Below are 25241 nucleotides of genomic sequence, written 5' to 3' on the forward strand. Positions count from 1 at the left end.
CCCGTCACGGACCGGTCCGAGACGGACGTACATCGCCTCAGCCGCGACCCGGTCTGGAAAATTCCAGAACGGACCGCGGCTGAGGTCTGCCGGCGCCCGGAGGTCACCCTCCGGGTCCGACGGTTCGAACTCCGACGGGCTGTCAGCCCGTTACGGCGCGCAACCGGACATCGGCGCGACGTTCGGCGGCCGCGTCGGCCTCCGACTTCGCGCGCTCCAGTGCCCGCTCCGCCCGCTGGACGTCGATCTCGTCCGCGAGCTCGGCGATCTCGGCCAGCAGGGACAGCTTGTTGTCCGCGAACGAGATGAAACCGCCGTGCACCGCGGCGACGACAGTGCCGCCCTCGCTGGTACGAATGGTCACAGGGCCCGATTCCAGCACACCGAGAAGCGGCTGGTGACCGGGCATGACGCCGATGTCGCCGGACGTGGTGCGGGCGACAACAAGGGTGGCCTCGCCGGACCAGACATTGCGGTCCGCCGCGACCAGCTCGACGTGCAGCTCAGCAGCCAAGGTGGCTCCTCGGGTCACCACCCGGCGGGTCAGCCGGGTGTTGGTCAAATTCTAATGGGCGTGGGGAGAGGGACGGGACGTACCCCGCCCCTCTCCTTTCGTTCTTCGAAGACGCGCGTTCCGCAGAACGCGGCCGACTAGGAGACGCCCAGCTCCTTGGCGTTCGCCTTCAGGTCCTCGATGCCACCGCACAGGAAGAACGCCTGCTCGGGGAAGTGGTCGTAGTCACCGTCGCAGATCGCGTTGAACGCGGTGATCGACTCCTCCAGCGGAACGTCCGAACCGTCGACACCGGTGAACTGCTTGGCGACGTGGGTGTTCTGCGACAGGAAGCGCTCGACGCGACGGGCACGGTGGACAACGAGCTTGTCCTCCTCGCCCAGCTCGTCGATACCGAGGATCGCGATGATGTCCTGGAGGTCCTTGTACTTCTGCAGGATCCCCTTGACGCGCATCGCCGTGGCGTAGTGGTCCGCCGCGATGTACCGCGGGTCGAGGATGCGGGACGTCGAGTCCAGCGGGTCCACGGCCGGGTAGATGCCCTTCTCGGAGATCGGACGGGAAAGAACCGTCGTCGCGTCGAGGTGGGCGAAGGTGGTCGCCGGCGCCGGGTCGGTCAGGTCGTCCGCGGGGACGTAGATCGCCTGCATCGAGGTGATCGAGTGACCACGGGTCGAGGTGATGCGCTCCTGGAGGAGACCCATCTCGTCGGCCAGGTTCGGCTGGTAACCCACCGCGGAGGGCATGCGGCCGAGCAGCGTCGACACCTCGGAACCCGCCTGGGTGTACCGGAAGATGTTGTCGATGAAGAACAGCACGTCCTGCTTCTGCACATCGCGGAAGTACTCCGCCATGGTCAGACCGGCCAGGGCGACGCGCAGACGCGTGCCCGGCGGCTCGTCCATCTGGCCGAAGACGAGGGCCGTCTTGTCGATGACGCCGGACTCGGCCATCTCCTCGATGAGGTCGTTGCCCTCACGGGTACGCTCACCGACGCCCGCGAAGACCGACACACCGTCGTGGTTGTTGGCCACGCGGTAGATCATTTCCTGGATCAGAACGGTCTTGCCGACACCGGCACCACCGAACAGACCGATCTTTCCACCCTTGACGTACGGGGTGAGAAGGTCGATGACCTTGACGCCGGTCTCGAACATCTCGGTCTTCGACTCGAGCTCGTCGAAGCGGGGCGCCTTGCGGTGGATCGGCCAACGCTCGGTGACGTTGGCGTTCTCCTCCGGGTAGTTCAGCACCTCACCGAGGGTGTTGAACACCTTGCCCTTGGTGAAGTCACCGACGGGGACGGTGATGCCCTCGCCCGTGTCGGTCACCGGGGCCTGGCGGACCAGACCGTCGGTGGGCTGCATCGAGATCGCGCGGACCACGCCGTCACCCAGGTGCTGGGCGACTTCGAGGGTCAGCGTCTTGAGCTCGCCGTCCTGGGCCGGGTCGGCGACCTGGACCTTCAGCGCGTTGTAGATCTCGGGCATCGCGTCGACGGGGAACTCCACGTCGACGACCGGGCCGATGACCCGGGCGACGCGGCCCGTGGCGGCGGCCGTCTCAACAGAGGTCGTCATTACTTGTCACTCCCCGCGGTCGCGTCGGCCATGGCGCTGGCGCCACCGACGATCTCGCTGATTTCCTGGGTGATTTCGGCCTGGCGGGCCGCGTTGGCAAGCCGGGAAAGGCTCTTGATGAGATCCCCGGCGTTGTCGGTCGCCGACTTCATCGCGCGGCGGCGGGCGGCGTGCTCGGAAGCGGCCGACTGCAGCAGTGCGTTGTAGATGCGGCTCTCGACGTAGCGCGGCAGGAGGGCGTCGAGGACGTCCTCCGCCGACGGCTCGAAGTCGAACAGCGGAAGGATCTCGCCCTTCGCACCGGACTCTTCTTCGACCTTGTCGAGGCTGAGCGGCAGCATCCGGCCGTCGACCGCGTTCTGCGTCATCATCGACACGAATTCCGTGTAGACGATGTGCAGCTCGTCGACGCCACCCTCGGCCGTTTCCTTCTGGATGGCCTCGATCAGCGGCCCCGCGACGCGCTTGGCGTCGGAGTAGGCCGGGCTGTCGGTGAAGCCGGTCCACGACTCCGCGACCTTGCGCTCGCGGAAGCCGAAGTAGGCCAGACCCTTACGGCCGACGATGAACGTGTCGACCTCCTTGCCCTCGCCGCGCAGCCGCTCGGTGAGCCGCTCCGCCTGCTTGATGGCGTTGGAGGAGTAGCCGCCGGCCAGACCGCGGTCGCTCGTGATGAGCAGGACCGCGGCACGCGCCGGCGCCTCGACCTCGGTGGTCAGGGCGTGCTTGGTGTTCGAGCCGGTGGCCACCGCGGTCACCGCACGGGTGAGCTCGGTCGCGTACGGCATCGATGCCGCCACCTTGCGCTGCGCCTTGACGATGCGCGAGGCGGCGATCATTTCCATCGCCTTGGTGATCTTCTTGGTCGCCGTGACGGCACGGATGCGACGCTTGTAGACCCGGAGCTGCGCTCCCATGAGTCAGGTCCCTTCCGTCGTCACTTGGAGACGTTGACGGCCGGCGCGTCCTCGCCCAGGAGCTTGCCGTCCGAGGTCTCGAACTGCTGCTTGAAGCCGGCGATGGCGTCGGCGATGGACGTCAGGGTGTCGTCCGACATCTTGCCGCCGTCGGCGATGGAGGTGAGGAGGTCCTTGCGCTCGCGGCGCAGGTGCTCCAGCAGCTCCGACTCGAAGCGACGGATGTCGGCGACCGGGACGTCGTCCATCTTGCCGGTGGTACCGGCCCAGACGGAGACGACCTGCTCCTCGACGGGCATCGGCTGGTACTGGCCCTGCTTCAGCAGCTCGACCAGGCGCTTGCCGCGCTCCAGCGAAGCCTTCGAAGCGGCGTCCAGGTCGGAACCGAAGGCGGCGAACGCCTCGAGCTCGCGGTACTGGGCGAGGTCCAGGCGCAGACGGCCGGAAACCTGCTTCATGGCCTTGTGCTGGGCCGAGCCACCGACGCGGGAGACCGAGATGCCGACGTTCAGCGCCGGGCGCTGGCCCGCGTTGAACAGGTCGGACTCCAGGAAGCACTGGCCGTCGGTGATGGAGATGACGTTGGTCGGGATGAACGCCGACACGTCGTTCGCCTTGGTCTCGACGATCGGCAGACCGGTCATCGAACCGGCACCCATGTCGTCGGAGAGCTTCGCGCAGCGCTCCAGCAGACGGGAGTGCAAGTAGAAGACGTCGCCCGGGTAGGCCTCACGGCCCGGCGGGCGGCGCAGCAGCAGCGACACGGCGCGGTAGGCGTCGGCCTGCTTCGACAGGTCGTCGAAGATGATCAGGACGTGCTTGCCGGCGTACATCCAGTGCTGGCCGATGGCCGAACCGGTGTACGGCGCCAGGTACTTGAAGCCGGCCGGGTCGGACGCCGGGGCCGCGACGATCGTCGTGTACTCGAGCGCGCCGGCGTCTTCCAGGGCGCCGCGAACGGACGCGATGGTCGAGCCCTTCTGGCCGATGGCGACGTAGATGCAGCGAACCTGCTTGTTCACGTCGCCCGAGCGCCAGTTGTCGCGCTGGTTGATGATCGTGTCGACTGCCAGAGCGGTCTTGCCGGTCTGACGGTCACCGATGATCAGCTGACGCTGACCACGGCCGACGGGCACCATGGCGTCGATGGCCTTGTAGCCGGTCTGCATCGGCTCGTGCACCGACTTACGGACCATGACGCCCGGGGCCTGCAGCTCCAGGGCGCGACGGCCTTCGGTCGCGATCTCGCCGAGACCGTCGATCGGGTTGCCGAGCGGGTCGACGACGCGGCCGAGGTAACCCTCGCCCACGCCGACGGAGAGCACCTCACCGGTGCGCTGCACCGGCTGGCCCTCCTCGATACCGCTGAACTCGCCGAGGACGACGGCGCCGATCTCGCGCTCGTCGAGGTTGAGGGCGAGACCGAGGGTGCCGTCCTCGAACTTCAGCAGCTCGTTCGCCATGGCGGAGGGAAGACCCTCCACCTTCGCGATGCCGTCGCCGGCAACGCTGACCGTTCCGACCTCCTCGCGCGAGGCCGCGTCCGGCTGGTACGACTGGACAAAGTTCTCCAGTGCGTCCCGGATCTCCTCCGGCCGGATCGTGAGCTCCGCCATCTGGGTTCCCTGCTCTCCTTGTTGGGCCTGAAGCTTCTTAGGGGTCTGGGGGCGACCCCCAGGAATCTTCTGCAAGTTCTGCACGGCCCAACCGGGCCGCTAGGAATGCGTTGTTCTATTGGTGGCTGGTCAGCCGGCCATGCGGCGGGACGCCTCTGCGAGACGCTCCGCGATGGTGCCGTCGATGACCTCGTCCGCGACCCGCACCGTGATCCCGCCGAGGACCGTGGGGTCCACGTCGAGGTTGAGGTGCATCTGGCGGCCGTAGAGCTCGGCCAGCACCGCGCCGAGACGCTGCTTCTGCACGTCGCTGAGCGGAACCGCGCTGGTCACGGTGGCGACCATGCGGTTGCGGCGCTCGGCGGCGAGCGTGGAAAGGGATTCGAGTCCCGCTTCCAGGCTACGTCCACGCGGGTGCGTGACGAGTCGGGCGACCAGACGCTCGGTGACGGCGTTCGCCTTGCCGCCGAGCAGGCTGCGCAGCAGCTCGCTCTTGGCGGAGGCGGAGGCCGCACGGTCGGTCAGTGCCGCACGCAGCTCGGTGTTCGAGGAGACGATCCGGCCGAAGCGGAAGACCTCGTCCTCGACGTTGTCGAGCGCGCCGCCCTGCTGGGCCGCGGTGAGGTCGGCGGAAGCCGCCAGCCCCTCCAGCGCGTCCACCAGGTCACGGGACTGCGACCAGCGCGACCGCGCCATACCGGACACCAGGTCGAGGGTTTCCCCGCCCACCTGGCCGGCCAGCAGACGCCCGACCAGCTCGGCCTTGGCCTCGCCGGGCTGCGTCGGGTCCGTGATGACCCGACGCAGCGAGACCTCACGGTCGAGCAGCGCGGTGACGGCAGCCAGCTCACCGGCAAGCTTCGTCGCGTCGACGGACGTGTTGTCCGTCAGCGCGTCGAGACGCTCGCGCGCGGAGGCCAGTGCCTCGCGGCTCGCTCCGTTCATCGGGCAGCCCCAGTCGACGCGGCCTTCTCCTCAAGCTCGCTGAGGAAACGGTCGATGGTGCGGCTCTGCCGGGCGTGGTCCTCGAGGGACTCGCCGACGAGCTTTCCGGCCAGGTCCGTGGCGAGCTTGCCCACGTCCTGACGCAGTGCCTGCGACGCGGCCTTGCGGTCCGCGGCGATCTGGGCGTGACCGGCAGCGATGATCTCCTCACGCTGCCGCTGGCCCTCTGCGCGCAGTTCTTCCTTGAGCGCAGTGCCCTGCTCCAGCGCGTCCTGGCGCAGGCGAGCGGCCTCGTGCCGGGCTTCGGCGAGCTGGGCCTTGTACTGCTCCAGCGCGCTCTGAGCCTCGGCCTGAAGCGCTTCGGCCGTCTCGATGCCACCCTCGATGGCCGCGCGACGCTCGTCCAGAACCTTGTTGATGTTCGGGAGCAGCTTCTTCGCGAGGAAACCGAAGACGATGACAAAGGCGATCAGGCCGATGACAAGCTCGGGGATCGGCGGGATGAGGGGGTTTTCCGCCTCGGTGGCCGCGAGCTGAACCAGAGGGTTCACATCAGTGCCTTCCGTCTAAGGGGTCTGTTCGCTACCGGGATCAGGAGGTCGGGTAGACGAACGGCATGACCAGACCGATGAGGGCGAGCGCCTCACAGAAGGCGAAGCCGAGGATCTGGTTGGCGCGGATCAGGCCGGCGGCCTCGGGCTGGCGGGCCAGCGCCTGGGTGCCGTTACCGAAGATGATGCCGACGCCGACGCCGGGGCCGATGGCCGCGAGGCCGTAGCCGATGGAGCCGAGGTTGCCCTTGATTTCGACGCCAGCAGCGAGGGTCTGGAGAGCGGACATGCCGGTTCTTCCTTCTCTTTCATGGACCGGTGGGGGTTGGCCACCGGACGACTGATGGTTTGGGGGTGGGGCGGCGGTCAGTGGTGCTCGGCGACGGCGCCCTGGAGGAAGCTGCAGGCCAGCAGCACGAAGACGTAGGCCTGGACAGCCTGGATGAAGAGCTCGAACGCGGTCATCACGATGACCATCACGAAGGACACGCCGGCGTAGGCGATGCCGATCCCGTTCAGCAGGTACCAGCTGGCGATCGTGAAGAGCAGCAGCAGGGTGTGACCCGCGAACATGTTCGCGAAGAGACGGACCGCGTGCGTGAAGGGGCGGACGATCACGTTCGAGAAGAACTCGATCAGCATGACCAGCGGCAGGATCCCGCCGAGCGACTTGTCGTAGCCCGTGAGGTTCTTCAGACCGCCGACGAAGCCGTGGCGCTTGAAGGTGACCGACATCCACATGACGTAGATGACCAGGGCCAGACCGGCCGGGTACGCGATGACCGAGGTCACCGGGAACTGGGCGAGCGGAATGATCGACCAGAGGTTCAGGATCCAGACGAAGAAGAACGTCGCGACCATGAAGGGGACGTACTTCTCGCCCTCCTTCTTGCCCATCGTTTCGTAGACGATGCCGCGGCGCACGAAGTCGTAGCCGGCTTCGGCGACCATCTGGAGCTTCCCGGGAACGACCTTCGGCTTGGCGAAGGCGGCCCAGAAGAATCCGACGATGACGACGGTTCCGATCAGGGCCAGGAGCATCGTCTTGTTGAAGTAGACGGCTCCGTCCATGTCGCCGAAGATCGGCTCGAACAGGAACGAGTGCAGGCCGGGAGCCGGGAAGCCACAGCCGTCGAAGATGTGGCAATCGGTCTCGAAGGCGAGCACCTGCGTCGGGTCAGCACTCACCGCGGGCTCCTTCAGCGTGGCGCATAGGTACGGCAACCTCGTTGTGTCGGCGCGGCGCACAGCCGCGGTTCGGCACGGGACTGGTCTTACGGATGTGGGGGCGGCTTGCAGGCAGTGAGCCTCGCGATTGAGCGGGCGTCAGCTCAGCTGCCCGCGCCCGCGTTGCCGCAGTTGGCACCGGACGATAGCAGCATCTCGAACGCGCACTTATTCCGCCCCTACCGTTCACGACGAGGACCCCGTGTTCTTGGGCTTCTCACCCTTGTCACGCTTCGCGGACTCGGGCTCGACGTAAAGGATCTTGGCCTTCATGTGCGCGCGCGTCTGCGCGGCGATCCAAGCAAGGGTCGCCACGACGATGGTGATCGCGAATGCCCTGGGATTGAACAGCGTCGTGTTCTGGAACACGGCGACGAAGACGAAGAGCAGCAGGATCTGGGTCGTGTAGAGCGCCAGACCCATCATCTGGAAGAGATGCGGCAGCGATCGTGCCGTCCGCTGCAGGATGACGAATCCGATACCCATGAACAACATCACGACGATCGTGGCCGCGATCGCGCCGATCGCCCCCTTGCCGCCCGCGACCACGCCACTGACAACTGCGGCGATGACGCCGACGGCAGCGGTGGGCACAACGGTTTGCAGAAGGGATCGGGCGTCATCGGACAGCATGGCGCATGGCTCCGCGTGATGGTGGGGGTAACGGGACTCGTACGGGACGAGCGTAAGCCCGGGCCGAGTGAGAGCCTCGGGCCAATGGACCGTCGCACTACGGTCCTTCGGCTCTGTCGCCGGGTTTAGTGAACGGTATCACAAACTATTTGATGAGAGCTTTACCTGTTCGGTGTGCTGACTGTCACACATGAGAGTGACCCTGCGCGTGTGTGCAGGACATGACGGCAGGTTGTCTGGTAAAGGGGTTCCATGTCGGACATGTGCCCGACGGGTCAGCGCGCGGATCCGGCCTTACGCCGGTCGGGAAGGCGCGAACGGGGGCCTACGGCAGTCGCCCCGTTGACGCCCGAGACCCCCACGGCGACGGGCCGCGGAGCCGGCGGCTCCGCGCCCTCGTCCTCCCGTACGGCGGCCTCCGCCGCGGCCTCGGCGGCCCGGGCCGCGTGCCGGTAGCGCGGCGGGACCAGGCCCTCCGCCCAGCGCGGGGCGCGTGGCGTGAACCGCGGCAGCAGGAGCAGGACGAGTCCCAGGGCGCTCAGCGCCGCGATGGCCAGGACGATCCACATCGAGGTCGAGTGCACCGAGTAGGCCACGGCGCCGAAGGCGATCAGGCCCGACCAGAAGTACATGATGAGTACGGCGCGGCTGTGGGAATGCCCGAGTTCCAGCAGCCTGTGGTGCAGGTGCCCGCGGTCGGCGGCGAACGGCGACTGGCCGTTCCAGGTGCGCCGGACGATGGCCAGGACCAGGTCCGCCATCGGGATCGCGATGATCGTCAGTGGCAGCAGCAGCGGCATGAAGACCGGGAGCATCGCGTGCGTCGCGTTGCGCTCGCCGCCCGCGAAGAGGGCCATGGCGTCCGGGTCGACCTGACCTGTCATGGAGATGGCCGCGGCGGCCAGCACCAGGCCGATGAGCATCGAGCCGGAGTCGCCCATGAAGATCCGGGCCGGATGCATGTTGTGCGGTAGGAAGCCGATGCACATGCCCATCAGGATCGCCGCGAACAGCGTCGCCGGGGCGGCCGCCTCGATGCCGTAGCCGAACCAGATGCGGTAGCCGTAGAGGAAGAACGCCGTCGCCGCGATGCAGACCATGCCGGCGGCCAGGCCGTCGAGGCCGTCCACGAAGTTCACCGCGTTGATGGTGATCACCACGAGGGCCACGGTCAGCAGGTTGCCCTGCCACTGGGTGAGGGCGACCGTGCCGATGCCGGGGACGGGGATCCACAGGATCGTCAGACCCTGGATGACCATCACGCCCGCGGCGATCATCTGCGCGCCGAGCTTGATCAGGGCGTCGATCTCGAACTTGTCGTCCAGGACGCCGACCAGCCAGATCAACGCCGCTCCCGAGAGCAGCGCCCGCGGTTCGTTCGACAGCTCGAAGACGCCGTTGAGGTTGCGCAGGTGGTCGGCGGCGAGCAGGCCGGCGCACAGGCCACCGAACATGGCGATGCCGCCGAGCCGTGGTGTGGGCTCGCGGTGCACGTCGCGGGCGCGGATCTCCGGCATGGCCCCGGCCGCGATCGCGAACTTCCGCACGGGCCCGGTCAGCAGGTAGGTCACCGCGACCGTGACGCAAAGCGTCAGCAGGTATTCACGCACGGGCTGCCCCAGATGTATCGCCGGCCATCTCAGCCCCACACATTAGCCTCGATGTCACCGGTGAAGAGGACGCGGCAAGGACCCTCCCCGGTTGCGCTACGCCCTTCTTCTCCCGGTTACGCCCCGTACGGGGGAAATCCTCGGGTCAGGTCGGCGACCTCCGCCCGGATCCCCGCGCCGTCCCCGCGCAGCGCGGCGGCGAACAGGTCCGCGATCCGGGTCATCTCGGACTCCCCCATGCCCTGCGTGGTGACCGCGGCGGTACCGAGGCGGATCCCGCGCCGGTCCCCGTACGGAAGGGCGCAGGTGTCGAGGACGATCCCGGCGGCGGCGAGCCGGCCCCGCGCGGTCGGCCCGTCGGCGGCGAGCGGCGCCGGGTCGGCGGTGATCAGGTGGGTGTCGGTGCCGCCGGTGGTGACGGCGAAGCCGTGGTCCTCCAGGGCCCGGGCGAGGGTGCGGGCGTTGGCGACGACCCGGTGCGCGTAGCCGACGTAGGCCGGGTCGGCCGCCTCCCCGAACGCCACCGCCTTCGCGGCGATGGTGTGCATCTGGGCGCCGCCCTGGGTGAAGGGGAACACCGCCCGGTCGACGCGCTCGGCGAACTCGGCCCCGCACAGGATCATCCCGCCGCGCGGCCCCCGGAGCACCTTGTGCGTGGTGGCGCAGACGAGGTCGGCGTACGGGACGGGGCTGGGCGCCGCGCCGCCCGCGACGAGCCCGATCGGGTGCGCGGCGTCGGCGATGAGGAAGGCGCCCACCTCGTCGGCGATCTCGCGGAAGGCCGAGTACTCGGGGTGGCGGGGGTAGGAGATCGAGCCGCACACGATGGCCTTGGGGCGATGGGTTCGAGCCAGCTCCTGCACCTGCTCGTAGTCGATGAGCCCGGTTTCGCCGTCCACGCCGTACCCGACGAAGTCGAACCAGCGGCCGGAGAAGTTGGCGGGCGAACCGTGCGTCAGGTGCCCGCCGTACGCCAATCCCATGGCCAGCACCGTGTCGCCGGGTCGCAGCAGCGCGGCGTAGGCGGCCAGCACGGCGGAGGATCCGGAGTGCGGTTGCACGTTCGCGTGCTCGACGCCGAACAGGGCCTTGGCCCGGTCCACCGCGATGCCTTCGGCCAGGTCCGCGTACTCGCAGCCCCCGTGGTGGCGGGCGCCGGGATAACCCTCGGCGTACTTGTTGGCGAGCGCGGAGCCGAGCGCGGCGAGCACCGCGTCGGAGGTGAAGTTCTCGGCGGCGCTCAGCTGGAGCGTCTCGGCCTGGCGCCGGGCCTCCCCCGCGAGGACGTCGGCCATCTGCGGGTCCTGCTGCCGGAGCAGGTCCGTCGGCTGCGTGATGACGCTCATGGCAGGACTCCAGGGGTACCGGGGTACAGCCACTGTAGGCGCGCCCGGCCGACCTCGCCCCTCGCGCGCCCCGCACCGCCGGAGCCCCGCGCCCACCCGTTCACCGCGCGGAGTCGCCGGCCCGCCCTCACCCGCCTAACGGGCGGCGGTGACGCCCGTCAGGGCCGTGACCACGGGGTCCAGCGCCTGGTTGATCTCGTCGCCGATCGAGCGGAAGAAGGTGATGGGGGCGCCGTACGGGTCGTAGACCTCGTCCGCGTCGGGGGAAGGGGCCAGCAGCCAGCCGCGCAGCGCGGCGGCCGCCCGTACCAGGGCCCGGGCCCGCTCCGCCATGCCGTCGTCCAGCGGGGGCAGCGTGGCCGGGTCTATGGCCCGCACCAGCCGGGTGAACTCCTTCAGCGTGAAGGTCCGCAGCCCCGCCGAGTGCCCCATCGAAATGACCTGGGCCCGGTGGTCCCGGGTGGCGGTCAGCACCAGGTCGGCGCGTATGACGTGCTCGTCCAGCAGCTCGCGCCCGGTGAAACCGGAGGCGTCCGCCCCGAAGTCCGCGAGGACGGCGGCGGCGTTGGCCTCCATCGGCGCACCCTCGTGGCCCCACGTACCGGCGCTCTCCACGATGAGGTCACCGGCCGGGATGCCGCCCAGCCGGTGCGACAGGGCGTGCCGCGTCAGCCGCTCGGTGATGGGCGAGCGGCACACGTTGCCCGTGCTGACGTGGAGTATGCGGAAGGCCGAGCCCGAAGCCGCCGCCGGAAAGGGCCCGCTTGCTATGCCACGCCCCTGAGGGCTCACGGAGCTACCTCAAGGTCGGGTACGACCTCCCGGAGCTGCTCGGCGGTCAGGGCGCCCTCGCGCAGCAGGACGGGAACCTTCCCGGTGACGTCGACGATCGACGAGGGCAGCGTGCTCGGGGTCGGTCCGCCGTCCAGGTACACGGACACGGAGTCGCCGAGCATCTCGCGCGCCGCGTCGCAGTCCTCGGGCGCCGGGTGCCCGGACAGGTTCGCCGAGGACACCGCCATCGGACCGACCTCGGTCAGCAGCTCGATCGCGACGGGGTGCAGCGGCATGCGTACGGCGACCGTGCCGCGGGTCTCGCCGAGGTCCCACGCCAGCGACGGCTGGTGCTTGGCGACCAGGGTCAGCCCGCCCGGCCAGAAGGCGTCGACGAGCTCCCACGCCTGCTCGGAGAAGTCGGTGACCAGCCCGTGCAGGGTGTTCGGCGAGCCGATGAGCACGGGCGTGGGCATGTTGCGGCCCCGGCCCTTGGCGGCGAGCAGGTCACCGACGGCCTCCGCGCTGAAGGCGTCCGCACCGATCCCGTACAGGGTGTCGGTGGGCAGCACGACGAGCTCGCCGCGGCGCACGGCGGATGCGGCTTCGCGCAGGCCCGTCTTGCGGTCCGTCGCGTCGTTGCAGTCGTATCGCCGGGCCATCAGCGGGCCTCCTCGTGCAGCGGGGTGGTGTCGGGGGCGGGGGTGGTGCGGGTCACGGCAGGGCCTTGCGGGCGGTCGCGAAGCGCGGCCGGTTGTTCAGGTCGGGGTGGTCGGCCGAGTCGGCCCAGCCGCGCTCGTCGGCGAAGATCCACGGCACCTGGCCGCCCTGGGTGTCGGCGTGCTCGATCACCACGATCCCGCCGGGCCGCAGCAGCCGGTGGGCGGTGCGCTCGATGCCGCGGATGGTGTCGAGACCGTCCTCCCCGGAGAACAGCGCCATCTCGGGATCGTGGTCCCGGGCCTCGGGGGCGACGTACTCCCACTCGGTGAGCGGGATGTACGGCGGGTTGGAGATGACCAGGTCGACCTGCCCGTCCAGCTCGGGCAGCGCGGTCAGCGCGTCGCCCTGGTGGACGCTGACCCGGGAGCCCTCGGCGTTCTTGCGGGTCCAGCGCAGGGCGTCCTCGGACAGCTCGACGGCGTGCACGCGCGAGCGCGGCACCTCCTGGGCCATGGCCAGCGCGATGGCTCCGGAGCCGGTGCACAGGTCCACGATCAGCGGCTCGACGACGTCCATCGCCCGGACGGCCTGTATGGCCCAGTCCACGACCGACTCGGTCTCGGGCCGGGGCACGAACACCCCGGGTCCGACCTGGAGCTCCAGGTAGCGGAAGAAGGCGCGGCCGGTGATGTGCTGGAGCGGCTCGCGGGCCTCGCGGCGGGCGACGGCCTCCCAGTAGCGGGCGTCGAAGTCCGTGTCCTTGACGTGGTGCAGTTCCCCCCGCTTGACGCCGTGCACGAAGGCCGCGAGTTCCTCCGCGTCGAAGCGCGGTGAGGGCACGCCGGCGGCGGCCAGCCGCTGGGTGGCCTGGGCCACCTCGGCAAGCAGCAAGTTCACGCTGGTCCTCCGGGCTGCTGTCGTACGGGGGGTGGTGCGGGAATCAGGCGGTGATCAGTGCGCGGCGGCGAGCTTGGCGGCGGAATCCGTGTCGACACAGGCCTGGATGACCGAGTCGAGGTCGCCGTCGAGCACCTGGTCCAAGTTGTACGCCTTGAACCCGGTCCGGTGGTCCGAGATCCGGTTTTCCGGATAGTTGTACGTACGGATCTTCTCGGACCGGTCCACGCTGCGCACCTGGCTGCGGCGCACGTCGGACGCTTCCTGTTCGGCGGCTTCCTGGGCGGCGGCCAGCAGGCGCGACCGCAGGATGCGCATGGCCTGCTCCTTGTTCTGGAGCTGGCTCTTCTCGTTCTGGCAGGAGGCGACCACACCGGTCGGCAGGTGCGTGATGCGCACGGCCGAGTCGGTGGTGTTGACGGACTGGCCGCCGGGGCCGGAGGAGCGGTACACGTCGATGCGCAGGTCGCTCATGTTGACCTCGACCTCGACCTCCTCGGCCTCCGGGGTGACGAGCACGCCGGCGGCGGAGGTGTGGATGCGGCCCTGGGACTCGGTGGCCGGCACGCGCTGGACGCGGTGCACGCCGCCCTCGTACTTCAGCCGGGCCCACACGCCCTGGCCGGGCTCGGTCGCCCCGTTGCCGCCCTTGGTCCGAACGGAGACCTGGACGTCCTTGTAGCCGCCGAGCTCGGACTCGGTGGCGTCGATGATCTCGGTCTTCCAGCCCACGCGCTCGGCGTAGCGCAGGTACATGCGCAGCAGGTCGCCGGCGAAGAGGGCGGACTCGTCGCCGCCGGCTCCGGCCTTGACCTCCAGGAGCACGTCCTTGTCGTCACTGGGGTCGCGCGGAACGAGCAGCAGGCGGAGCTTCTCGGTGAGCTCCTCGCGCTGGGCGCTCAGTTCCTTGACCTCGGCGTGGAAGTCGGGGTCGTCGGCCGCGAACTCCTTGGCCGCCTCGATGTCCTCGTTCGACTGCTTCCAGGCGCGGAAGGTGGCCACGATCGGGGTCAGCTCCGCGTAGCGCTTGTTCAGCTTGCGCGCGTTGGCCTGATCGGAGTGGACCGACGGGTCGGCGAGCTTCTCCTCAAGGTCGGCGTGCTCGCCGATCAGTTCCTCGACCGCCTCGAACATCGGGGGCTCCTGTGGTGAAAGTCAAAAAAAGGGCTGGCGTGGGTGGGCGACGACAAAGGCGCCGGTCCGGCCGCCCCCGCGTGGACAGGGGGCGGCCGGAGACCGGCGCCTGGGTCGCGCTACTTCTTGGCCGCACCCTTGTTGCCGAAGCGGGCCTCGAAGCGGGCCACACGGCCACCGGTGTCGAGGATCTTCTGCTTGCCCGTGTAGAACGGGTGGCACTCGGAGCAGACCTCGGCACGGATGGTGCCCTCGGTGAGGGTGCTACGGGTGGTGAACGACGCGCCACAGGTGCAGCTGACCTGGGTCTCGACGTACTCGGGGTGAACTTCGCGCTTCAAGGTGTCTCCTAGTTTCGGGAGGGCGCCGGGTCGCAGGAGCCGAATTGCGCACTGCGTGAACCGGGGCCGACAGACCAGTCTGCCAGGACCGGGCCGCCTGTCAAAATTCTGAGGACGCTCCCCTCAACGGCACGGGGCCGGCATCTATTCCGGCCGACTCCGGGTCGGCTCCGGACAGCCTCCCGGCCGCTCGCCAACCGACCGCACGCGCCTCCCGCTACCGCCCCGCTAGCGCACGATCCCGGCCGCGCCGCCCTTGTCCCCCACGGACTCGGCGGTGGCCTCGGCCGGTATCGGCCGGTCCGCGAGCAGCGCGTCCCAGACCATCTTGGACTCCTTGGTGAGCGGCACGACCCGGTTCACGTCCCGCGGGTCCGTGGTCACCGGCAGGGTGATCATGTTCATGTCCTCGGAGTCGATGCCCTGGAGTCCCTGGGCGAAGCCCATGAGGGACTTCACGTCGCCGAGTGCCCGGTCGGTGGTGATCGCCTTGGTCGCGGAGTCGGCGAGGCCGAGCAGCCGCTTGGGGTTGTCGAACACCCCGATGCCCTTGACCTGCTTGATCAGCGCCTTCATGAAGGCCTGCTGGAGCTGTATTCGACCGAGGTCGCCGCCGTCGCCGACGCTCTTGCGGGTGCGGACCAGCCCGAGGGCCTGCTCCCCGTTGAGCTTGTTGGTGCCGGGCGGGAGGTCGAGGTGGCTGTAGTCGTCCTTGATGGGCTTCGTCGTCGTCACCTCGACGCCGCCGAGGTTGTCGACGATCTTCTTGAAGCCGGTGAAGTCGACCTCGATGTAGTGGTCCATGCGGATCCCCGACATCTTCTCGACGGTCTTCACCGCGCAGGCGGCCCCGCCGATGGTGAACGCCTCGTTGAACTGCGAGCGCGAACTACCCGGGTCGGTCTTCCCCTTGGCGGTGGCGCAGCTGGGGCGCGGGGCCATGGTGTCGCGCGGGATCGATATGACGCTCGCCTTCTGGTGGCCCTCGTAGAGGTGGACGATCATCGCTGTGTCGGAGCGCGCGGATCCGCCGTCGTCCTTGCCGTACTCGGCGTTGGCGCCGCCGCGGGAGTCGGAGCCGAGGACGAGGATGTCCATCGAGCCGTTGTCGACGTTGACCGGCCGGTCCGTGCCGAGGGCCTGGTCGATGTCGACGCTCTTCAGGTTGCCGTTGAACTTGAAGTAGACGTATCCGAGGCCGGTGCCGCCGAGCAGGACCACGCCGGCGGCGGTCCACGCGGCCACGGTGAGGCCCTTGCGCCGCGGCGGTTTGCGCCGCCGGGTCCCGGCCGGACGGCCGCGACCCCTGCTGTCCTCGCTCATGCTCTCCTCAGTCCCCTGGCTGCGGTACGCGCTCCGTACGGCGCGCCTTCCCGCTGTCCCTTCACTCAGACGGCGGAGCGGCCCCCAGGGTTCCACGGCCGGCGCCGGCGCCGAACCGCCCCGGCCGCCCGGGGGTCGTGGGGACATCTCCGGACGAACGGGATGTGACGTACCCCTTACCTGCGGTTTCCCTGGGGTCCGCTGGGCCGGTCCGATCGCCCGCCGGACGGCACGAATGTGGCGAAGGTCGCACGGGGTGACGTACGGGTCACGCACGGGACCACGCGCTCCCGCACCACGAACGCGGGACCGCCCCCACCGCTGTCGCGGTGGGGGCGGTCCCGTTGGTGCGGAGCCCGAAGGCGGCGGTCAGTCGTCGTTCTTGCCCGCCGGCGTGGTCTTCGCGATCTGCATCAGGAACTCGGCGTTCGACTTCGTCTGCTTCATCTTGTCGAGCAGCAGCTCGATCGCCTGCTGCGAGTCGAGCGCGTGCAGCACTCGGCGCAGCTTCCAGACGATGGCGAGCTCCTCCGCGTTGAGGAGGATCTCCTCCTTGCGGGTGCCCGACGGGTCGACGTCGACGGCCGGGAAGATGCGCTTGTCGGCGAGCTTGCGGTCGAGCTTGAGCTCCATGTTGCCGGTGCCCTTGAACTCCTCGAAGATCACCTCGTCCATGCGCGAGCCGGTGTCGACCAGCGCGGTGGCCAGGATGGTCAGCGAGCCGCCGTCCTCGATGTTGCGCGCGGCACCGAAGAAGCGCTTCGGCGGGTACAGCGCGGTCGAGTCGACACCACCGGACAGGATGCGGCCGGAGGCGGGGGCGGCGAGGTTGTACGCGCGGCCCAGACGGGTGATGGAGTCCAGCAGGACGACCACGTCGTGACCCAGCTCGACGAGGCGCTTCGCGCGCTCGATGGCCAGCTCGGCGACGGTGGTGTGGTCCTCGGCCGGACGGTCGAAGGTCGAGGAGATGACCTCGCCCTTGACCGACCGCTGCATGTCGGTGACCTCTTCCGGACGCTCGTCGACCAGGACGACCATCAGGTGGCACTCGGGGTTGTTGACGGTGATCGCGTTGGCGATCGCCTGCATGATCATGGTCTTGCCGGTCTTCGGCGGGGCCACGATCAGGCCTCGCTGGCCCTTACCGATCGGCGACACGAGGTCGATGATGCGGGTGGTCAGCACGCCCGGGTCGGTCTCCAGACGGAGCCGGTCCTGCGGGTACAGCGGCGTCAGCTTCTGGAACTCCGGCCGGCCGCGGCCGGATTCGGGCGCCATGCCGTTGACGGAGTCCAGGCGCACCAGCGCGTTGAACTTCTCGCGGCGCTCGCCGTCCTTGGGCTGGCGCACGGCACCGGTGGTGTGGTCACCCTTGCGCAGACCGGCCTTGCGGACCTGGGCGAGGGAGACGTACACGTCGTTGGGGCCGGGCAGGTAGCCCGAGGTCCGGATGAACGCGTAGTTGTCGAGGATGTCGAGGATGCCCGCGACGGGGATCAGGACGTCGTCGTCGGCTACCTGCGGCTCGGCCGGCGCGAACTCGTCGCGGCCACGACGGCCCCGGCGGTCGCGGTAGCGGCCACGACGGCCGCGACGACCGTCCTCACCGTCGAAGTCGTCCTGCGGACCGTTGTCCTGACGGTCCTGCCGGCCCTGCTGCTGGCCCTGGCCCTGGCCCTGGCCCTGGCCGCGGCCGCCCTGCTGCTGACGGTCGGCGCGGTCCGTACGGTCCTGGCGCTCGGCGCGGTCCTGACGACCACCGCCCTGACCCTGACCGCCCTGGCCCTGGCTCTGGGCCTGGCCCTGGTCGTCGGCCTTGGCGCCGCGCTCGCGACGGCCCTGCTGGCGGTCGCCGCGCTCGGCACGCTCGCCCCGCTCGCCGCGGTCACGACGGTCGCGGCGGGTACGGCCCTCGCCGGCCTCCGGGGACTGGCCCTGGGCGGCGACGGTGGCCGCCTCGGCCTTGGTCTCCGACTGCGCGGCCGGAGCCGTCTCGATCTTCTGCTCGACCTGCACGACGGCCGGGGCCGTCACCTCCGGGCTGCCGGAGGGCGCGGTGGCGCGACGCCGACGGCGCTCGCCGGCCGGTGCGTCCTCCGCCTCGCTCGCGCGGGAGGGGGCCCCCGCGGGCTGGCCGGGGATGTCGATCTGCGCCTGGACGGCGGGCTGGTCAGCCGCCTTCTCGGCGGGCGCCTGCACGGCGGTCTCACCCGTACGGGCCTTGCTGGTGGCGCGGCGCTTCGGCTTGGCCTCGGCGGCGTCGGCGGCGGGGGCCGCGGCCTTGGGGGCGCTGCCGCCGCCCTGGGTTTCCTTGATGACCTCGATCAGCTGGCTCTTGCGCATCCGCGCGGTGCCCCTGATGCCGAGGCCCGACGCGACCTGCTGAAGCTCGGCCAGGACCATGCCGTCCAGGCCGGTGCCGGAGCGGCGTCGCCGTCCCGGAGCAGCCGCGGCGCCCGCGGCGGGGGCACTGGTGTCGACGTTGGTGTCGGCAGCGCCCATCAGATCGGTGGTGTCGCTCACGAAGGGTCCTTCCCTGGAGCGGACGTCGGCCTGTCTGGCTCGGCGACCGGTTGTGCTGTCCGACAACGGACCAGGACCTGATGGGTCATGGGCCGCGGCCGGGGCGGTGGTCCGCCGATAGAGATACGGCGGAGAGAAACGTGCATGGGTGGTTCCGGCGAGAAGCCCCCGAGCTGGAAGCGTGGGAATGTCACGCCGATTCCGATTCCGGAGCGTGCTCGAAACTGCTGGCAGCGATCAAAGCAGTCGGGGAGGCTCCCGGAAGAAAGGTGGTCCCGAACGGGGACACTGAGCACCGAGCCATGGCGGCTTCGGATGCGCACTCGAGACTAACACTACCGGATCCAACAGATATTCCCCCTCTCAATCACCGGCTGTCACCCCGTCCGGAGCGGCCGGCCTGCCCTGGCCGCCCGCCCCGGAGGGCCGTGTCACCGGGACACGGACTGGACTCCCTGGGGGCCCAGCGGAAGGACGCTCGCGCCCGCGGCGTCGAGTGCGAGCCGGTTGGCCGCCCACCCCTCGCCGGCGAGCCGCGCGACCTTGTCGGCCGCGTCGTTGTCGACCAGCGCGAGGACCGTGGGGCCCGCGCCGGAGATGACCGCGGGGATGCCGTCCGCCCGCAGCCGGTTCACGAGTGCCACGCTCTCGGGCATCGCCGGAGCCCGGTACTCCTGGTGCAGCCGGTCCTCGGTGGCGGGCAGCAGGAACTCGGGACGCCTGGTCAGGGCCTCCACGAGCAGGCCCGCGCGGCCCGCGTTCGCCGCCGCGTCCACGTGCGGGACGCTGCGCGGCAGCAGTCCTCGCGCGGCCTCGGTCAGGACCGGCTTGGACGGGACGAAGACCACCGGAACGATGGAATCCGCAGGGTCCATACGGATCGCCTTGGCGCTGCCCCCGTCCATCCAGGCCAGGGTGAAGCCGCCGAGCAGACAGGCGGCGACGTTGTCGGGGTGTCCCTCGATCTCCGTGGCGAGCTCCAGCAGCGCCGCGTCGTCGAGCCGCGTCTCGCCGCCTATGGTCACGGCGCGGGCGGCGACGATGCCGGCGCAGATCGCGGCGGAGGAGGAACCGAGGCCGCGACCGTGCGGGATGCGGTTGGCGCAGACGACCTCGAGGCCGCGCGGCTGGCCGCCCAGCAGGTCGAAGGCGGTGCGCATGGAACGTACGAGGAGGTGGCTCTCGTCCCGCGGGAGGGTGTCGGCGCCCTCACCGGCGATGTCGATGTTCAGGCCGGAGTCGGCGACGCGGACGACCACGTCGTCGTAGAGCCCCAGAGCCAGGCCGAGGGCATCGAAGCCGGGGCCGAGGTTGGCACTACTGGCGGGGACGCGCACTCGTACGGCGGCGGCGCGGAACGCTGGACCTGCCATCGGTCGATGACACTCCTTGTGACTGTGCGAGATCTGGTGACGGTGCGGGATCTTCGCTGCGAATGTACTGGAGAACGTACGACACCCGAAGGCCCTTGGGGCAGCACCGCGTCATATGCGCGGTGGCGGATGTAAGTACAGCGTATCGAAGGAAGGTTCTCCCGCGACATAGGGCGCACAGGAGGCGCACGATGCGTGTCGCGTTCTTCCGCTGAATTCCGTTGACTTTTGGTGCCGTACGGGCCGAGTTGCCGGATTCCGGAAGCTTTCCGGAATCCGGCAACGTGGGCGTCGAGCGGGAGCTCGGGTCAGATCAGGCCGAGACGGACGGCCGCGGCCTCCGCGTCCACCGGAATGGTGACCGGCTGCGGGGCGCCGGCAACCGCCCAGTCGGGGTCCTTCAGGCCGTTGCCGGTGACGGTGCACACGATCTTCTGGCCCGGGTCGACCAGACCGGCGTCGACGGCCTTGAGCAGGCCCGCCACGGACGCGGCCGACGCGGGCTCGACAAAGACCCCCTCCTGCGCGGCCAACAGCCGGTAGGCGGCCAGGATCTGGCGGTCCGTCACCTCGTCGATGAACCCGCCGGACTCGTCCCGCGCGGCGAGCGCGTAGTCCCAGGAAGCCGGGTTGCCGATCCGGATCGCGGTGGCGATGGTGTGCGGCTCCTTGACGACCTCGCCGCGCACGATCGGCGCGGAGCCCGAGGCCTGGAAACCCCACACGCGGGGCGTACGGGAGGCCGGGCCGTCGGCCTTGTACTCCTTGAAGCCCTTCCAGTACGCGGTGATGTTGCCGGCGTTGCCGACGGGCAGCACGTGGATGTCGGGGGCGTCGCCGAGCGCGTCCACGATCTCGAACGCGGCCGTCTTCTGGCCCTCGATGCGCACCGGGTTGACGGAATTGACCAGCGCCACCGGGTAGTTGTCGGACAGCGCGCGGGCCAGGTCCAGGCAGTCGTCGAAGTTGCCGTCGACCTGCAGGATCTTGGCGCCGTGCACCAGGGCCTGACCCATCTTCCCCAGCGCGATCTTGCCGCGGGGCACGAGCACCGCGGACACCATGCCGGCGCGCACCGCGTACGCGGCGGCCGAGGCGGAGGTGTTGCCCGTGGAGGCGCAGATGACGGCCTTGGCGCCCTCTTCCTTCGCCCTGGTGATCGCCATGGTCATGCCGCGGTCCTTGAAGGACCCGGTGGGGTTCGCACCCTCCACCTTCAGGTGGACCTCGCAACCCGTGCGCTCGGACAGCAGCTGGGCGGGGACGAGGGGCGTGCCACCCTCGCGGAGGGTGACCACGGGGGTCGTGGCCGTGACCGGCAGGCGGTCCCGGTACTCCTCGATGATTCCGCGCCACTGGTGGGTTCGGTTGCTGCTCATGGGTCCTTACTCCCCTTCAACGCGCATGATGCTGGCGACACCTCGTACGGTGTCCAGCTTCCGCAGCGCCTCGACGGTCCCCGAGAGGGCGGCGTCGTGCGCGCGGTGGGTGACGACCACGAGGGAGGCTTCGTTGCCGACCCCGTCCGGACGTCCTTGCTGTCGTACCGTGTCGATCGACACGCCGTGCTCCGCGAAGGTCGTCGCCACCTGGGCGAGGACGCCCGGCTTGTCCGCCACGTCGAGGCTGATGTGGTAGCGGGTGACGACGTCGCCCATGGTGCTGACCGGCAGCTGGGTGTACGCCGACTCGCCGGGCCCCGTCGCTTCCGTGAGCTTGTTGCGGCAGACCGCGACGAGGTCACCGAGGACCGCGGACGCGGTCGGCGCGCCACCGGCGCCCGGACCGTAGAACATGAGCCGCCCGGCGGCCTCCGCCTCGACGAAGACGGCGTTGTACGCCTCGCGGACGGAAGCCAGCGGGTGGGTCAGCGGGATCATCGCCGGGTGCACGCGGGCCGTGACCGACAGGCCGTCGGCGGCGCGCTCCAGGATGGCGAGGAGCTTGATGGTGCAGCCCATGCGCTTGGCGGAGGCGAAGTCCGCGGCGCTGACCTCGGTCATGCCCTCGCGGTACACGTCGTCGAGACGGACCCGGGTGTGGAAGGCGATGCCGGCCAGGATCGCCGCCTTGGCGGCGGCGTCGAAGCCTTCGACGTCGGCGGTGGGATCGGCTTCCGCGTATCCGAGGGCGGTGGCCTCGTCCAGCGCTTCCTGGTAGCCGGCGCCCGTCGAGTCCATCTTGTCGAGGATGAAGTTCGTCGTGCCGTTCACGATGCCCATCACCCGGTTGATCTTGTCGCCGGCGAGCGACTCGCGCATCGGGCGGACCAGCGGGATGGCGCCGGCGACGGCGGCCTCGTAGTAGAGGTCCAGCCCGGCCGCGTCGGCGGCGGCGTGCAGCGCGGCGCCGTCCTGGGCGAGCAGCGCCTTGTTCGCCGACACGACGGACGCGCCGTTCTCGAACGCGGTGGTGATCAGGGTGCGGGCGGGCTCGATGCCACCGATGACCTCGATGACCACGTCGATGTCGCCCCGTTTGAGCAGGGCGGTCGCGTCGGTGGTGACGAGAGCGGGGTCGATCCCCTCACGGACCTTGGAGGGGCGGCGCACGGCGACACCGGCGAGCTCGACCGGCGCGCCGATCCTGGCCGTCAGGTCGTCGGCGTGCGTCGTCATGATGCGCGCCACCTCTGAGCCGACCACTCCACAGCCCAGCAGCGCCACCTTCAGCGGACGCGTACGCATCATTCGACCTACGCCTTTCGATCTTCCTGCATTCCCGGCGAGCGGTTTGCGCGCCAGGTGTGAACCAGTCTCACTCAATGGACATCAGTTTCCATCCTCGGTCCATTGAGTGAGACACCCATTTTCAGGATCTGAGGGCTTCCCCCAGAAACATGAGGGTCATCCGAGGTCGAGACGCAGGAGATCTTCCTCCGTCTCGCGGCGGACGATCACCCGCGCCTGCCCGTCGCGCACGGCGACGACCGGCGGGCGGAGCGCGTGGTTGTAGTTGCTGGCCATGGACCTGCAGTAGGCACCGGTGGCCGGCACGGCGAGCAGGTCGCCCGGCGCCAGGTCGGCCGGCAGGAACGCGTCCTTGACCACGATGTCACCGCTCTCGCAGTGCTTGCCGACGACACGGACGAGCATGGGCTCGGCGTCCGATACGCGGGAGACGAGATTGACCGAGTATTCGGCGTCGTAGAGCGCGGTGCGGATGTTGTCGGACATGCCACCGTCGACGCTGACGTACGTCCGCAGCCCTTCGAGGGGCTTGATGGTGCCGACCTCGTAAAGGGTGAAAGCGGTGGGGCCGACGATGGCCCGGCCCGGCTCGACGGAGATCCGCGGCGCCCGCAGGCCCGCGCTCTCGCATTCGCGGGCGACGATCTCGGTGAGCGCCTTGGCGATCTCCTGCGGCTCGCACGGGTCGTCGGCGGAGGTGTAGGCGATGCCCAGGCCGCCACCGAGGTCGATCTCGGGGAGCTCGACGCCGTGCTCGTCGCGTACGGCGGCCAGCAACCGGATCACCCGCTTGGCGGAGACCTCGAAGCCGGCCATGTCGAAGATCTGCGATCCGATGTGGGAGTGCACGCCGAGCAGGTCGAGGCTGTCGTGGCCCAGCGCCCGGCGGACGGCCTCGGCGGCGCTGCCGTCGGCGACGGCGATGCCGAACTTCTGGTCCTCGTGGGCGGTCGCGATGAACTCGTGGGTGTGCGCCTCGACGCCGACGGTGACGCGGATCTGCACGGGCTGGCGTACGCCCAGCTCACGGGCGACGTGCGCGACGCGGGCGATCTCCTGGAAGGAGTCGAGGACGATGCGCCCGACCCCGACCTCGACGGCCCGGCGGATCTCCGCCTCGGACTTGTTGTTGCCGTGGTAGGCGATCCGCTCGGCGGGCATCCCGCCGGCCAGCGCCGTGGACAGTTCGCCGCCGGAGCAGACGTCCAGGTTCAGGCCCTCTTCGCGCAGCCACTTCACGACGGCCTTGGACAGGAACGCCTTGCCCGCGTAGAAGACGTCGGCGTCCTTGCCGAAGGCGTTCGCCCAGGCGCGGCAGCGGGCGCGGAAGTCCTCCTCGTCGAGGAAGTAGGCGGGGGTGCCGAACTCCTCGGCGAGCCGGGTCACTTCGATGCCGCCGACGCGGGCGACGCCGTGGTCGTCGCGGGTGACGGTGCGGGCCCAGACCTTCTCGTCCAGCTTGTTCAGGTCGGCGGGCGGCGGCGCGTAGTGCCCTTCGGGCAGGACGTCGGCGTGGCGGGGCCCGGCGGGGTGCGCGGAACGGCTCATCGGAATCTCTCTTCGCGGGTCACAGGAAGTCGGGGGCGTCCAGGCCGAGCAGGGCGAGGCCACCGGCCAGCACCGTCCCGGCGGCTTCGGCGAGTGCCAGCCGGGCACGGTGGGCGGCCGAGGGTTTCTCGTCTCCGCGGGGCAGGACGTCGTACTGGAAGTCGAGCAGCGCGTCGGCGACGGTGACGAGGTGCCGCACGAGTCGCTCGGGCGCCCGGTGGTGCGCGGCGGCTTCGAGGACGAGGGGGTATTCGGCGAGGGCGGCCAGCAGGGCGGGCGCGTCGACGTCGCCCGGCTCGGACCGGTATCCGAGGTCGGCGGCGTTGCGGTGGAGCGCGCGGGCGCGGGCGTGGGCGTACCGGACGCGGAAGAGCTCGCTGGACTCGTCCTGTACGAGGAGTCCGGCGGTGAACGAGGGGGTCTCGCGCGCCGGGACGCCGAGCATGGCCCAGGCGGCGGCGTCCGTCCCGTACCCGGCGACGACGTCGCCGTCGCGGCGGGCGACGGGGGCGGTCCGGTTCCCCGCCGTGCTCGGGGCGCCGTCGGGGGCGGTCCGGTTCCCCGCCGCGCTCGGGGCGCCGTCGGGGGCGGCCGCCTGGCTGCGGCGGATCCGGGCGACGGCGTCGCCGACGACGCGGGCGCGCAGCTCGCCGTCGGGGGCGTACCCGTACCGGGTGCCGCGCGCCCTGACGTCCCGTACGAGGGCGGCGGCGGAGCGGGTGGCGAGGGTGAAGTTGAGGAACCCGGCGCCGGTGACCTCGACGTTCTCGATGCCGGGCTCGGCGGCGAGCCGGCCGGCGAGGACGCGTGCGACGTGGGCCGGAGCGGCGCCGGCGCCCTTGGCGACCTGGAAGGCGACGGGCGAGGCGTAGTCCCCCACACCCCCGGGCCGGGTCCGCTCGACGACGACGCGCGCGGGCACGGTCCCGCCCAGCTCCCCGTCCTCGACGGCACGGCGCACGGCGCGTACGACGGCACGAGAGAGGTCGGCGGGGATCACGACACCCAGCCTAGGGGAGAAGCCCGAGGGGCA

At 70.0% G+C, this 25241-nt stretch carries 23 protein-coding genes; all 23 read right to left on the minus strand.

Features of this window, described 5'->3' with window-relative positions:
* Positions 1-142: 142 nt before the first annotated feature.
* The 23 genes from AB0D46_RS10755 to nrtL all read right to left on the minus strand — a co-directional run bounded on the left by AB0D46_RS10755 (position 143) and on the right by nrtL (position 25208).
* Positions 143-514 (minus strand): F0F1 ATP synthase subunit epsilon, encoded by a 372-nt coding sequence (locus AB0D46_RS10755; RefSeq protein WP_281209075.1) that lies wholly within the window; start codon positions 512-514, stop codon positions 143-145.
* A 137-nt stretch (positions 515-651) separates the two neighbouring features.
* Complete coding sequence (gene atpD / locus AB0D46_RS10760; protein WP_362876948.1) at positions 652-2094, minus strand: F0F1 ATP synthase subunit beta; 1443 nt, start codon at positions 2092-2094, stop codon at positions 652-654.
* Positions 2094-3011 (minus strand): F0F1 ATP synthase subunit gamma, encoded by a 918-nt coding sequence (locus tag AB0D46_RS10765; RefSeq protein WP_362876949.1) that lies wholly within the window; start codon positions 3009-3011, stop codon positions 2094-2096. Before AB0D46_RS10765 ends, atpD begins: the two co-directional genes overlap by 1 nt.
* A 20-nt stretch (positions 3012-3031) precedes the next feature.
* Positions 3032-4627 carry a F0F1 ATP synthase subunit alpha gene (atpA, locus tag AB0D46_RS10770; RefSeq protein ID WP_362876950.1) on the minus strand — a complete coding sequence of 532 codons (1596 nt, stop codon included), beginning with the start codon at positions 4625-4627 and terminating at the stop codon, positions 3032-3034.
* Between the two features lie 129 nt (positions 4628-4756).
* The gene (locus tag AB0D46_RS10775; protein ID WP_362876951.1) at positions 4757-5572 is read right to left on the minus strand and encodes a F0F1 ATP synthase subunit delta; all 816 of its coding nucleotides are present in this window, start codon (positions 5570-5572) and stop codon (positions 4757-4759) included.
* Complete coding sequence (locus AB0D46_RS10780; RefSeq protein ID WP_362876952.1) at positions 5569-6123, minus strand: F0F1 ATP synthase subunit B; 555 nt, start codon at positions 6121-6123, stop codon at positions 5569-5571. Before AB0D46_RS10780 ends, AB0D46_RS10775 begins: the two co-directional genes overlap by 4 nt.
* A gap of 40 nt (positions 6124-6163) precedes the next feature.
* Positions 6164-6412, minus strand: coding sequence for an ATP synthase subunit C (locus AB0D46_RS10785; RefSeq protein ID WP_030008695.1), 249 nt, complete (start codon positions 6410-6412; stop codon positions 6164-6166).
* 77 nt (positions 6413-6489) lie between these two features.
* Positions 6490-7326: a F0F1 ATP synthase subunit A gene (atpB, locus tag AB0D46_RS10790; RefSeq protein ID WP_362877009.1), complete on the minus strand. Its 837-nt coding sequence runs from the start codon at positions 7324-7326 to the stop codon at positions 6490-6492.
* 210 nt (positions 7327-7536) lie between these two features.
* Positions 7537-7983 (minus strand): hypothetical protein, encoded by a 447-nt coding sequence (locus tag AB0D46_RS10795; protein WP_362876953.1) that lies wholly within the window; start codon positions 7981-7983, stop codon positions 7537-7539.
* Positions 7984-8258: 275 nt separating this feature from the next.
* A complete protein-coding gene (locus AB0D46_RS10800; protein WP_362877010.1) occupies positions 8259-9605 on the minus strand; it encodes an MraY family glycosyltransferase in 1347 nt (448 codons plus the stop codon).
* A 104-nt stretch (positions 9606-9709) separates the two neighbouring features.
* On the minus strand, positions 9710-10939 hold the full coding sequence (glyA, locus tag AB0D46_RS10805) for a serine hydroxymethyltransferase (RefSeq protein WP_362876954.1): 1230 nt from the start codon (positions 10937-10939) through the stop codon (positions 9710-9712).
* A 135-nt stretch (positions 10940-11074) separates the two neighbouring features.
* Positions 11075-11710, minus strand: coding sequence for a protein-tyrosine-phosphatase (locus AB0D46_RS10810; protein WP_362877011.1), 636 nt, complete (start codon positions 11708-11710; stop codon positions 11075-11077).
* A gap of 17 nt (positions 11711-11727) precedes the next feature.
* The gene (locus AB0D46_RS10815; protein ID WP_356875577.1) at positions 11728-12375 is read right to left on the minus strand and encodes an L-threonylcarbamoyladenylate synthase; all 648 of its coding nucleotides are present in this window, start codon (positions 12373-12375) and stop codon (positions 11728-11730) included.
* A gap of 52 nt (positions 12376-12427) precedes the next feature.
* Positions 12428-13273, minus strand: coding sequence for a peptide chain release factor N(5)-glutamine methyltransferase (prmC, locus tag AB0D46_RS10820; protein ID WP_362876955.1), 846 nt, complete (start codon positions 13271-13273; stop codon positions 12428-12430).
* Positions 13274-13327: 54 nt separating this feature from the next.
* A complete protein-coding gene (gene prfA, locus AB0D46_RS10825; RefSeq protein ID WP_362876956.1) occupies positions 13328-14407 on the minus strand; it encodes a peptide chain release factor 1 in 1080 nt (359 codons plus the stop codon).
* Between the two features lie 119 nt (positions 14408-14526).
* The gene (gene rpmE / locus AB0D46_RS10830; RefSeq protein ID WP_362876957.1) at positions 14527-14748 is read right to left on the minus strand and encodes a 50S ribosomal protein L31; all 222 of its coding nucleotides are present in this window, start codon (positions 14746-14748) and stop codon (positions 14527-14529) included.
* 228 nt (positions 14749-14976) lie between these two features.
* Positions 14977-16071 carry an LCP family protein gene (locus tag AB0D46_RS10835; RefSeq protein ID WP_362876958.1) on the minus strand — a complete coding sequence of 365 codons (1095 nt, stop codon included), beginning with the start codon at positions 16069-16071 and terminating at the stop codon, positions 14977-14979.
* A gap of 369 nt (positions 16072-16440) precedes the next feature.
* On the minus strand, positions 16441-18597 hold the full coding sequence (gene rho, locus AB0D46_RS10840) for a transcription termination factor Rho (RefSeq protein WP_362876959.1): 2157 nt from the start codon (positions 18595-18597) through the stop codon (positions 16441-16443).
* 431 nt (positions 18598-19028) lie between these two features.
* Positions 19029-19970, minus strand: coding sequence for a homoserine kinase (thrB, locus tag AB0D46_RS10845; RefSeq protein ID WP_362876960.1), 942 nt, complete (start codon positions 19968-19970; stop codon positions 19029-19031).
* Positions 19971-20278: 308 nt separating this feature from the next.
* On the minus strand, positions 20279-21349 hold the full coding sequence (thrC, locus tag AB0D46_RS10850) for a threonine synthase (RefSeq protein WP_362876961.1): 1071 nt from the start codon (positions 21347-21349) through the stop codon (positions 20279-20281).
* A 6-nt stretch (positions 21350-21355) separates the two neighbouring features.
* Positions 21356-22660: a homoserine dehydrogenase gene (locus AB0D46_RS10855; protein WP_362876962.1), complete on the minus strand. Its 1305-nt coding sequence runs from the start codon at positions 22658-22660 to the stop codon at positions 21356-21358.
* A 156-nt stretch (positions 22661-22816) separates the two neighbouring features.
* On the minus strand, positions 22817-24208 hold the full coding sequence (lysA, locus tag AB0D46_RS10860) for a diaminopimelate decarboxylase (RefSeq protein WP_362876963.1): 1392 nt from the start codon (positions 24206-24208) through the stop codon (positions 22817-22819).
* Between the two features lie 19 nt (positions 24209-24227).
* Complete coding sequence (gene nrtL, locus AB0D46_RS10865; protein ID WP_362876964.1) at positions 24228-25208, minus strand: ArgS-related anticodon-binding protein NrtL; 981 nt, start codon at positions 25206-25208, stop codon at positions 24228-24230.
* Positions 25209-25241: the final 33 nt, after the last annotated feature.

Origin of the sequence: Streptomyces sp. NPDC048383, from assembly GCF_040651775.1 — a bacterium.
In the GTDB taxonomy this organism is placed as follows: domain Bacteria; phylum Actinomycetota; class Actinomycetes; order Streptomycetales; family Streptomycetaceae; genus Streptomyces.

Coding starts and splice junctions, on each gene's coding strand:
- lysA (WP_362876963.1), bottom strand. CDS start 24,208: ATGAGCCGTTCCGCGCACCCCGCCGGGCCCCGCCACGCCGACGTCCTG.
- thrB (WP_362876960.1), bottom strand. CDS start 19,970: ATGGCAGGTCCAGCGTTCCGCGCCGCCGCCGTACGAGTGCGCGTCCCC.
- atpD (WP_362876948.1), bottom strand. CDS start 2,094: ATGACGACCTCTGTTGAGACGGCCGCCGCCACGGGCCGCGTCGCCCGG.
- AB0D46_RS10855 (WP_362876962.1), bottom strand. CDS start 22,660: ATGATGCGTACGCGTCCGCTGAAGGTGGCGCTGCTGGGCTGTGGAGTG.
- AB0D46_RS10815 (WP_356875577.1), bottom strand. CDS start 12,375: ATGGCCCGGCGATACGACTGCAACGACGCGACGGACCGCAAGACGGGC.
- glyA (WP_362876954.1), bottom strand. CDS start 10,939: ATGAGCGTCATCACGCAGCCGACGGACCTGCTCCGGCAGCAGGACCCG.
- AB0D46_RS10775 (WP_362876951.1), bottom strand. CDS start 5,572: ATGAACGGAGCGAGCCGCGAGGCACTGGCCTCCGCGCGCGAGCGTCTC.
- AB0D46_RS10765 (WP_362876949.1), bottom strand. CDS start 3,011: ATGGGAGCGCAGCTCCGGGTCTACAAGCGTCGCATCCGTGCCGTCACG.
- atpA (WP_362876950.1), bottom strand. CDS start 4,627: ATGGCGGAGCTCACGATCCGGCCGGAGGAGATCCGGGACGCACTGGAG.
- AB0D46_RS10835 (WP_362876958.1), bottom strand. CDS start 16,071: ATGAGCGAGGACAGCAGGGGTCGCGGCCGTCCGGCCGGGACCCGGCGG.
- thrC (WP_362876961.1), bottom strand. CDS start 21,349: ATGAGCAGCAACCGAACCCACCAGTGGCGCGGAATCATCGAGGAGTAC.
- AB0D46_RS10795 (WP_362876953.1), bottom strand. CDS start 7,983: ATGCTGTCCGATGACGCCCGATCCCTTCTGCAAACCGTTGTGCCCACC.
- prfA (WP_362876956.1), bottom strand. CDS start 14,407: ATGTTCGAGGCGGTCGAGGAACTGATCGGCGAGCACGCCGACCTTGAG.
- AB0D46_RS10785 (WP_030008695.1), bottom strand. CDS start 6,412: ATGTCCGCTCTCCAGACCCTCGCTGCTGGCGTCGAAATCAAGGGCAAC.